Origin of the sequence: Aromatoleum evansii (assembly GCF_012910805.1) — a bacterium.
In the GTDB taxonomy this organism is placed as follows: Bacteria; Pseudomonadota; Gammaproteobacteria; order Burkholderiales; family Rhodocyclaceae; genus Aromatoleum; species Aromatoleum evansii.
This window is the reverse complement of sequence record NZ_WTVK01000005.1, coordinates 137197-147190: the sequence shown is the minus strand read 5'-3', so window position 1 is coordinate 147190 and position 9994 is coordinate 137197. Positions and strand designations below refer to the sequence as shown.

Here is a 9994-nt window from a genome sequence, read left to right as displayed (position 1 = left end):
GCATGGGATTGGGCGGGTGGCTTCGAAGGGGTATTCTAGTGCGGCGCGCGGGAAATTCGCCAAGGACCGCGGTGCGTGTAACGGAGGGGATGGGCGAGTGGGAGCGGCTTCAGCCGCGAATCGGCGGTTTCGCATGCATTGCGGCCCATTCGCGGCTGAAGCCGCTCCCACGGGGAAAATCGGACATCGGCCAGCAGTCTGAAGCGCCCATTCGCGGCCGAAGCCGCTCCCACGGGAACATGGTCGGCGGTGTGCGGTTCGCCGCCAGCGGCCGCTTCGCCTATCCTAAGAAGGATTGAGTCACCCGGAGTTTGCCGCATGGATCGTTTTCCCCTCGCCGTCATCATGGAGCGCCGTCGCCTGCAGAGCCGCTGGGTGGACGAGGCGTGGGAGGCGGTCGGCGTGGTGCCGGCCTTCGGCGACAACCCCTCGGCGACGCGCCAGCTGGTTGCAGAGTCCGACCGCGACCAGTACCTCGTCGGCGGTTTCGCGCTCGAGCTGTTCCGCGACGAGGCGGACAACTACTTCCTCAACCTGAGTTCGCCGGTGCCCAAGGTGTTCGTGATGTGGCGCAAGGAGGACGGTGTCGTGCGGCCGCTCGCCGTCACGGTGAGCTACGGCGAGGCGGCGCGCCTGCTCGATTCGGGCGAGCAGGTCGACGGGGTGGCGATGCCGCGCGAGATCGCGGACTGGGTGGGCGAGTTCGTGAACCTGCACTACAAGCCGGCGCCGCGGAAAAAGATCCGCCGCAACGATCCGCTGGCGCAGGACCGGGGGCAGGCATGACCCGTTTCCTCGAACGCTGGTCGCGGCTGAAGCGCGGCGAGGCGAGCGCCCCCGTCTCTGCGGCGCCGGTGGTGCCGGCGGCCCCGAGCGCCGCAGGCGCGGCCTCCCCCCCCGCAGTGCCGCCCGCGGCCGATGCCGCAATCCCGCCATCCCCTGCGGAAGCAGCGCTACCGCCCATCGACAGCCTGGACCTCGCGGCGGACTTCAGCGCCTTCATGAAGGAGGAGGTCAGCGAAGCGCTGCGCCGCGCGGCCTTGCGCAAGCTCTTCAGCGATCCGCACTTCCATTTCGAGCGCATGGACAAGCTCGACATCTACATCGACGATTATTCGGTCAGCGATCCGATCCCGGCGGACGTGCTGCAGAAGCTGCGGCAGTTCGAGACCCTGCTTAAGGATGAGGAGGCGGAGGAGAGCGCCGTGCAGCCGCCCCCGCCGCAGGGGGGCGCCGATACCGAGCCTGGTCCGTCGCCCGCCACGGCGACGTCCGCAGGCGAGGACGACAACGACGGCCACGCGTCCGGGGCGCCGGATGCCGGCGCGGCCACGCCCGCACACCGCGCGTAGGAAATGCGACATTTTGGGGGCGCTGGGACTTTTAGTCCCAGCGGACCCCGTTCATGGTGTTCTTCTACGGTAAATCGAGGAGTTCTGCTCCATTTTATTACCTGTTCTTTGGTACGTCGTCTGCTTGGCTGCATCACACTAATCAGGCAGGCAGACCATCCAAGTGGAGAGACAGATCAGGCTGTGCGACTGCAACCGCAGTTTCGCAGTCGATGAAAAAACCCTCGCGGCGGGCATCCCCGGGCCGCTGAAAGTCCATCACGAACTGTGCCGGCGGGAGATCGGCGAGTTCGAGTCTGCGCTCGCGTGCGGCGACGTCCTCGTCGGCTGTACGCAGGAGGCTGCGCTGTTCGCCGAGGTGGCAGCGGAGCGTCCGGCGGTGCGCATCGATTTCTTCAACCTGCGCGAGAACGCCGGCTGGTCGGCCGAAGGCAGCGGCGCGACACCCAAGATGGCCGCGCTGATCGCCGCCGCGACGCTGCCCGAGCCGGATCCGGTCGTGGGCGTGACGCTGGCGGCGGGCAGGAACCTGCTGATCGTCGGCGAGGCCGGTGCCGCGCTGGGCTGGGCCGAGCGCCTGGCGGGGCGCTTCGAGGTGTCCGTCCTGTTCACCGGCTCGAGCCGCGATGCCGAGCTGCCGCTGGAGCGGCGCTATCCGGTGTGGTCCGGCGCGGACGTGACGCTCTCCGGCCACCTCGGTGCCTTCGACGCCGTCTGGGCGCAGCAGAACGCGATCGACCTCGACCTGTGCGTGCGCTGCAACGCCTGCATCCGCGCCTGTCCGGAAGGGGCGATCGGCTGGGATTACCAGGTCGATGCCGCCCGCTGCCGCACGCATCGCGCCTGCGTGAGCGCCTGCGGCACGGTCGGCGCGATCGATTTCGCGCGCGCCGACACGCGGCGCGAGGGGCGCTTCGACCTCGTGCTGGATCTCTCGCCCGAACCGCTGCTCAGGCGCGTGGAGCCGCCGCAGGGCTATGCGGCGCCGGGCCGCGACCCGCTCGACCAGGCGCTCGCGGTGCAGGCGCTGGAAGGGTTCGTCGGCGAATTCGAGAAGCCGCGCTACGTCGCGCTGGACGCGAGGCTGTGCGCGCACAGCCGCTCGCGCAAGGCGGGCTGTTCCAACTGCATCGAGGCCTGTTCGGCCGAGGCGATCGCCTCCGCCGGCGACGTGGTGCGCGTCGACCCCTATCTCTGCCAGGGCTGTGGCACCTGTTCCACGGTGTGCCCGACCGGCGCGCTCGCGTCGCAGTATCCGCGCGTCGAGGACCTCGGCGTGCGCGTGAAGACGGTGCTCGCGCGTTACCGCGAAGCCGGCGGCGAGGATGCCTGTCTGCTGTTCCACTCGGCCGAGGCCGGCCGCGCGCTGATCGAGCGCCTCGCGCGCCGCGGCAAGGGCCTGCCGGCGCGGGTGATTCCGCTCGAGGTGTGGAGCGCCGATGCGGTAGGCCTCGACCTGACGCTCGGCAGCCTTGCGCTGGGCGCCTGCCAGGTCGCGGTGCTCGCGGCCGGCACGCACGACGCGGCGCCGCTGCGCGCGCAGGCGGCGCATGCGCAGACCATCCTCGCCGGCCTGGGCTATGCCGGCGAGCACCTGAGCGTGATCGAGGCGGACGAGTGGCCGGCCCTCGAAGCGGCCTTGTGGGACTGGTCGCCCGCGCAGGGCGTGAGCCGCCCGGCGAGCTTCCGCCTCGTGCCGAGGAAGCGCGACACGCTGGACCTCGCGCTGCGCCACCTGCACGCGCTCGCGCCCGCGCCGGCCACTGAAATCGCGCTGCAGGCCGGCGCCCCCTTCGGTGCCGTCGCAGTGAGCGACGCCTGCACCTTGTGCATGTCCTGCGTCGGCACCTGTCCGACCGGCGCGCTCAGCGCCGCCACCGACGCGATGCGGCTCGGTTTCCTCGAGAAGAGTTGCGTGCAGTGCGGGCTGTGCGCGAACGCCTGTCCGGAGAACGCCGTCGCGCTCACGCCGCGCCTGCTGCTCGACGACGCTGCGCGCCGCGTGGTGCCGCTGAAGGAAGCCGAGATCTTCCATTGCGTGCGCTGCGGCGCGGCGATGGGTGCCAAGCCGATGATCGACGCGATGTTCGCGCGCCTTGCCGGCCATTCGATGTTCGCCAGCGAGGCGCAGCAACGGCGCCTGCACATGTGCGCCGACTGCCGCGTGATCGACCTGATGGAAAACGAGAACGGCACCAAAGCCTGGAACATGACCGAATGAACGCACCTGCCACGATCTTCCAGCCGCAGCACCCGGCGCCCGGCGACGTGCCGGTGCTCACCGACGAGGACCGGGCGCGCGCGCACCATTACGCGCTGCTGGGCAACCTGTTCTTCGGCGCGCCCGAAGCGCCGCTGCTCGCCGCGCTGGTGGCTTCCGCGCGCGTGCTGGGCAGCGGCGACACGCCATTCGCGGCCGCATGGGCCGGGCTCGGCGAGATCGCCGCGGACAGCGACGCGGCGGCGGTGCATGACGAATACCACGCCCTGTTCTACGGCGTCGGCCGGCCCGAGGTGATGCTCTTCGGTTCCTTCTACCTCGCCGGCTTCCTCATGGAGGAGCCGCTCGCCGAGCTGCGCGACGACCTCGCCGAGCTGGGCCTCGCGCGCCGCCCGGGGGTGGCCGAGACCGAGGACCATATCGCCTCGCTCGCCGAGGTCATGCGCCACCTCGTGCTCACCGGCCCCGACGAGGCCGGCCTCGCAAGGCAGCGCCGTTTTTTCATCCGTCATTTGCAGCCCTGGTACGCACGTCTCGCCGACGCGCTCGCCGTGACGCCGCAGGCACGGTTCTATGCCCGCACCGGTGCGCTGATGCGGGCTTTTTTCGACATCGAGAGCGAAGCTTTCGCAATGGAGTAGGTCGCATCCGGTCCCTTGGGCCGGCCAGGTGATCCGATACGGGAGAAGGACCATGGAAGACAAGAAATCCGGCCTGCAGCGCCGTCATTTCCTGCTGACGCTGGGCGCCGGCGGCGCCGCCGCCGCGGCGGCCGTCGCGACGGTCGCCGGCAAGCCGGCCGCGGTCGCCGCGCCGTCCGCAGCGGCGACGGGCGAAACCGGAGCGGAGCGTGGCGTCAGCGAGCACGCCCGCAATTACTACCGCACTGCGCGCATCTAGGCGGGGGACAGGCGATGCTCACGAGGAAATCCACCCAGGCGACGGGCGCGGCCCGTCAGCTGCGCAGCTCGGCGGCGCGGCACTTCGGCCAGACCATGGACCGGCGCACCTTCCTCAAGCGCTCGGGCCTCGGCGTCGGCGCCGGCGCGCTCGCCGCGCAGCTGCCCTACAACCTGATCGGCAGCGCCGACGCGGCCAGCCCCGAAGCGGCAGGCGCAGCCGGCGACGCGAGCGTGCACCGCACCGTGTGCACGCACTGTTCGGTGGGCTGCGCGATCGACGCCGTGGTCAAGAACGGCGTGTGGATCCGCCAGGAGCCGGTGTTCGATTCGCCGATCAACCTCGGCGCGCACTGCGCCAAGGGTGCCTCGATCCGCGAGCACGGCCACGGCGAGCACCGCCTGAAGTACCCGATGAAGCTCGTCGACGGCAAGTACCAGAAGATCACCTGGGAGCAGGCGATCCAGGAAGTGGGCGACCGCCTGCTGAAGATCCGCGAGGAGTCCGGCCCCGACGCCGTCTACTGGATCGGCTCGTCGAAACACAGCAACGAGCAGGCCTACCTGATGCGCAAGTTCGTGTCCTTCTTCGGCACGAACAACATGGACCACCAGGCGCGCATCTGCCACTCGACCACCGTCGCCGGCGTCGCCAACACCTGGGGCTACGGTGCGATGACGAACTCCTACAACGACATGCAGAACGCGAAGGCGATGATGTTCATCGGCTCCAACGCGGCCGAGGCGCACCCGGTGTCGCTGCTGCACATCCTGCATGCCAAGGAGAACGGCTCGAAGATGATCGTCATCGACCCGCGCTTCACGCGTACGGCGGCCAAGGCCGACTACTACGTGCGCCTGCGCTCGGGCACCGACATCCCCTTCATCTGGGGCCTGCTGTACCACATCTTCCAGAACGGCTGGGAGGACCAGGAATACATCCGCCAGCGCGTTTACGGCCTCGACAAGGTCAAGGACGAGATCATGAAGTGGACGCCGGACAAGGTGCAGGAAGTCACCGGCGTGCCCGAGGAGCAGGTGCGCACGGTCGCCGAGACGATGGCCAAGAACCGGCCCTCGACCGTGGTGTGGTGCATGGGCCAGACCCAGCACACCGTCGGCAACGCCAACGTGCGCGCGATGTGCATCCTGCAGCTGGTGCTCGGCAACGTCGGCGTCGCGGGCGGCGGCACCAACATCTTCCGCGGCCATGACAACGTGCAGGGCGCGACCGACGTCGGCCCCAACCCCGACTCCCTGCCCGGCTACTACGGCCTCGCGGCGGGCTCGTGGAAGCACTGGTGCAAGGTGTGGGGCGTGGATTACGAGTGGGTCAAGGCGCGCTACAAGTCCGAGGAGCTTATGACCAAGTCCGGCATCACCGTGTCGCGCTGGATCGACGGCGTGCTCGAGAACCCGGAACTCATCGATCAGCCCAACGGCAACCTGCGTGCGGTGGTGTACTGGGGTCACGCGCCGAACTCGCAGACGCGCGGCGCCGAGATGGTCGAGGCGATGAAGAAGCTCGACACCCTGGTCGTCATCGACCCCTACCCGTCGGCGACCGCGTCGATGGCGGCGATGGTGAGGAAGGACGGCGTCTATCTGCTGCCCGCGTGCACGCAGTTCGAGACCTCCGGCTCGGCCACCGCATCGAACCGCTCGCTGCAGTGGCGCGAGAAGGTCATCGAGCCGCTGTTCGAGTCCAAGCCCGATCACACCATCATGTATGCCTTCGCGAAGAAGTTCGGCTTCGCCGACGAGCTCGTGAAGAACATCCCGCTGGTGAAGGACAAGCAGGGCTGGGACGAGCCGGTGCCCGAGGACATCCTGCGCGAGATCAACCGCGGCACCTTCACGATCGGCTACTCCGGCCAGTCGCCCGAGCGCCTCAAGCTGCACATGCAGAACATGCAAACCTTCGACGTGAAGACGCTGAAGGCCACCGGCGGCCCGTGCGACGGCGAATACTTTGGCCTGCCCTGGCCGTGCTACGGCACGCCCGAGTTGAAGCACCCCGGCACGCCCAACCTGTACGACACGTCCAAGCACGTCATGGACGGCGGCGGCAACTTCCGCGCCAACTTCGGCGTCGAGAAGGACGGCGTGTCGCTGCTCGCCGAGGAAGGCTCCGCCTCCAAGGGCGCCGAACTGCAGATGGGCTACCCCGAGTTCGACGACGTGCTCTTGAAGAAGCTCGGCTGGTGGGACGAGCTCACCGACGCGGAGAAGGCCGCCGCCGAGGGCAAGAACTGGAAGACCGACCTCTCCGGCGGCATCATCCGCGTCGCGATGAAGAACCACGGCATGCATCCCTTCGGCAACGCCAAGGCGCGCGCGCTGGTGTGGAACTTCCCCGACCCGGTGCCGCTGCACCGTGAGCCGATCTATTCGCCGCGCCCGGACCTCGTCGAGAAGTACCCCACGCACGACGACAAGATGAAGTTCTGGCGCCTGCCGACGCTCTACAAGTCGCTGCAGGAGAAGGTCAAGGACATCTCCAGTGAGTATCCGCTCATCATGACCTCCGGGCGCCTCGTCGAGTACGAGGGCGGCGGCGAGGAGACGCGCTCCAACCCGTGGCTCGCCGAGCTGCAGCAGGAGATGTTCGCCGAGGTGAACCCCAAGGACGCCAACGACGCCGGTTTCCGCAACGGCGACTACATCTGGGTCGAGTCGCCGACCAAGGCGAAGCTCAAGGTGCGCGCCCAGGTCACGCAGCGCGTCGCGCCGGGCACGGTGTTCCTGCCCTTCCACTTCTCCGGCTGGTGGTCGGGCAAGGACATGCTCGAGTTCTATCCGGAAGGCGCGGCGCCGATCGTGCGCGGGGAATCGGTCAACCACGCGACCACCTATGGCTACGACGTCGTGACGATGATGCAGGAAACCAAGACGACCCTGTGCCGGGTTTCGAAAGCATAAGGGGAGGAGAGACTAAATGGGACGCATGAAATTCCTGTGTGACGCCGAGCGCTGCATCGAGTGCAACGGTTGCGTCACCGCGTGCAAGAACGAGCACGAGGTGCCCTGGGGCGTGAACCGCCGGCGCGTCGTCACGATGAACGACGGCGTGCCGGGCGAACGTTCGATCTCCGTCGCCTGCATGCACTGCTCGGACGCGCCGTGCATGGCGGTGTGTCCGACCAACGTGTTCTACAAGACCGAGGAAGGCATCGTCCTGCACGACAAGGACGGCTGCATCGGCTGCGGCTACTGCTTCTACGCCTGTCCCTTCGGCGCACCGCAGTTCCCCAATGGCCCGGCGGCCTTCGGCGCGCGCGGCAAGATGGACAAGTGCACCTTCTGCGCCGGCGGCCCCGAGGAGAACGGCTCGCAGGCCGAGTTCGACAAGTACGGCCGCAACCGCATCGCCGAAGGCAAGCTGCCGCTGTGCGCCGAGATGTGCTCGACCAAGGCGTTGCTCGCCGGCGATTCGGCGGAGATTTCGGACATCTTCCGCGACCGCGTCCTGCGCCGCGGCAAGGGCGTCGAGGCCTGGGGCTGGATGACCGCCTACGGCAAGGACAAGGAGGAAGCGAAATGAAAACGCGCATTCCGTACGTGATCGCCGCCGCGCTCGCGGGCGCGCTGCTGGCCGGCTGCGGCGAGCAGCCGCAGGTCGCCAGCTACAAGGATGGCAAGTACTCCGGCAAGCCCGACACGCGGCCTTGGGAAGCCGGCACCTTCAAGGGCGACAAGGGGGCGTGGGAGCAGGCGCTGCGCACCCGCATCCGCAGCCAGAACGAGTACAAGCGTGTCGAGTGAGGAGTCGGCGATGAGCACAACCCTCGGACAACGCGGCGGGCTCGCCCTGCTGCTGGCGCTGGTGCTGTGGCTGTTCATGCTGGGCAGCGGGGCGGCGCTGGCGCAGGCCGACCCGGCTGCGGCGCAGGTCGAGCGCCAGCACACGCAGCCGCTCAACAACGCCCCGGTGTGGCGCGAGGTGGATTCGGGCAAGTCGCACTTCACCACCGTGCGCGGCCCGGAAACCGGCGTGCTGATCCAGAGCGAAGGCCAGACCTGGCGGCAGTGGCGCAACGGCCCGATCACCTTCTACGGCGGCATCCTGCTGCTGGTCGTGCCGACCGCGATCGGGCTGTTCTATGCGGTCAAGGGCGCGGTTAAGCTGCACGGCGCGCCGACCGGGCGCAGGATGCAGCGCTTCAACCTGTTCGAGCGCGTCGTGCATTGGGGCACCGCGATCAGCTTCGTCGTGCTGGGCATCACCGGCGTATGCATCCTGTTCGGCAAGCACGTCATCGAGCCGATCTTCGGCAACGCCGCGCTCGGCGGCCTGCTGTGGGCCGGCAAGGGCATCCACAACTACCTCGGGCCGGTGTTCGCGGTGTTCACGCTGCTGATGATCCTCGCCTTCCTGCGCGACAACGTGTGGCAGGCGATCGACAGCGTGTGGATCCGCAAGGCCGGCGGCATCGCCAGCGGCGAGCACGTGCCTTCGGGGCGCTTCAACTTCGGCGAGAAGACTTGGTTCTGGATCGGCGTGACCTTCCTCGGCCTGATCGTCGCCGGCTCCGGCCTCGTGATGGACTTCCCCAACTTCGGCCAGACGCGCGCGGACATGCAGCTCGCCAACATCATCCACGGCGTCGGCGCGATCGTCCTGATCGCCCTGTCGCTGGGCCACATCTACATGGGCACGATAGGCGTCGAAGGCGCCTACCAGTCGATGAAGACCGGCTACGTGGACGAGACCTGGGCGAAGGAGCACCACGAGCACTGGTACGACGAGGTCAAGGCCGGGCGCTCGGGCCACCCCTGATCCGCCGCGCCCTGCCCGCCGCGGGGGGCTTCGGCCCTCCGCGGCACCCTGCCTTGTCCCTGATGGCGCCGCGGTTCCCCTGCCGCGCGATCCCGACTAGACTGATCGGATAAAGCCGGTGCCATGCCGGCCTGTGCACGAACACCTACAGAGGAGACAAGCAGATGAGCACCGTGACCCTGGGCGGCAATCCGATCGAAGTCGCCGGCAAGTTCCCGCAGAAGGGCGACACCGTCCCGCCGCTGTCGCTGGTCGGCGCCGACCTCAAGGACGTCACGCTCGCCGATTACGCCGGCAAGCGCAAGGTCCTCAACATCGTCCCCAGCCTCGACACGCCCACCTGCGCGACCTCCACGCGCAAGTTCAACGCCGAGGCGAGCAAGCTCGTCGACACCGTCGTCCTGGTCATCTCCGCCGACCTGCCCTTCGCCGCCAAGCGCTTCTGCGTCGCCGAAGGTCTGGAAAACGTCGTCACGCTGTCGACGCTGCGCGGGCGCAACTTCCTGAACGACTACGGCGTCGAGATCGCATCCGGCCCGCTGGTCGGCGCATGCGCGCGCGCCGTCGTCGTGCTCGATGCCGACAACAAGGTGCTGCACTCGCAGCTCGTCGGCGAGATCAAGGACGAACCCGACTACGCGGCGGCGCTCGCGGCGCTGAAGTAAGCCGTCTGCAAAGCCCGCTCCGTGGAATGGGTTTATCATGCGGGCCGGGCGCGCGGCCGGCTTGCGGTCGCCGCCGC

General features: G+C 68.4%; 10 protein-coding genes. All 10 read left to right on the top strand.

The window, feature by feature from the left end; genetic code table 11:
- Positions 1-318: 318 nt before the first annotated feature.
- On the top strand, positions 319-786 hold the full coding sequence (locus tag GO615_RS03925) for a DUF3305 domain-containing protein (protein ID WP_169125740.1): 468 nt from the start codon (positions 319-321) through the stop codon (positions 784-786).
- On the top strand, positions 783-1352 hold the full coding sequence (locus tag GO615_RS03920; protein WP_169125739.1) for a DUF3306 domain-containing protein: 570 nt from the start codon (positions 783-785) through the stop codon (positions 1350-1352). Before GO615_RS03925 ends, GO615_RS03920 begins: the two co-directional genes overlap by 4 nt.
- A gap of 163 nt (positions 1353-1515) precedes the next feature.
- Complete coding sequence (locus GO615_RS03915; RefSeq protein WP_339380114.1) at positions 1516-3573, top strand: 4Fe-4S binding protein; 2058 nt, start codon at positions 1516-1518, stop codon at positions 3571-3573.
- Positions 3570-4214 (top strand): TorD/DmsD family molecular chaperone, encoded by a 645-nt coding sequence (locus GO615_RS03910; RefSeq protein WP_169125738.1) that lies wholly within the window; start codon positions 3570-3572, stop codon positions 4212-4214. The genes GO615_RS03915 and GO615_RS03910 overlap by 4 nt, the downstream gene beginning before the upstream one ends.
- 52 nt (positions 4215-4266) lie before the next feature.
- Entirely contained in the window at positions 4267-4473 is a 207-nt protein-coding gene (locus tag GO615_RS03905) for a hypothetical protein (RefSeq protein ID WP_169125627.1), read from the top strand.
- Positions 4474-4487: 14 nt separating this feature from the next.
- Complete coding sequence (locus tag GO615_RS03900) at positions 4488-7394, top strand: molybdopterin-dependent oxidoreductase (RefSeq protein ID WP_169125737.1); 2907 nt, start codon at positions 4488-4490, stop codon at positions 7392-7394.
- A gap of 16 nt (positions 7395-7410) precedes the next feature.
- Positions 7411-8016: a formate dehydrogenase FDH3 subunit beta gene (gene fdh3B / locus GO615_RS03895; RefSeq protein WP_169125736.1), complete on the top strand. Its 606-nt coding sequence runs from the start codon at positions 7411-7413 to the stop codon at positions 8014-8016.
- Entirely contained in the window at positions 8013-8237 is a 225-nt protein-coding gene (locus GO615_RS03890; RefSeq protein ID WP_169125735.1) for a hypothetical protein, read from the top strand. Before fdh3B ends, GO615_RS03890 begins: the two co-directional genes overlap by 4 nt.
- Before the next feature lie 10 nt (positions 8238-8247).
- Positions 8248-9252, top strand: a complete 1005-nt coding sequence (locus tag GO615_RS03885; RefSeq protein WP_169125734.1) for a formate dehydrogenase subunit gamma — start codon at positions 8248-8250, stop codon at positions 9250-9252.
- 164 nt (positions 9253-9416) lie between these two features.
- The gene (gene tpx / locus GO615_RS03880; protein ID WP_169125733.1) at positions 9417-9917 is read left to right on the top strand and encodes a thiol peroxidase; all 501 of its coding nucleotides are present in this window, start codon (positions 9417-9419) and stop codon (positions 9915-9917) included.
- Positions 9918-9994 lie beyond the last annotated feature (77 nt).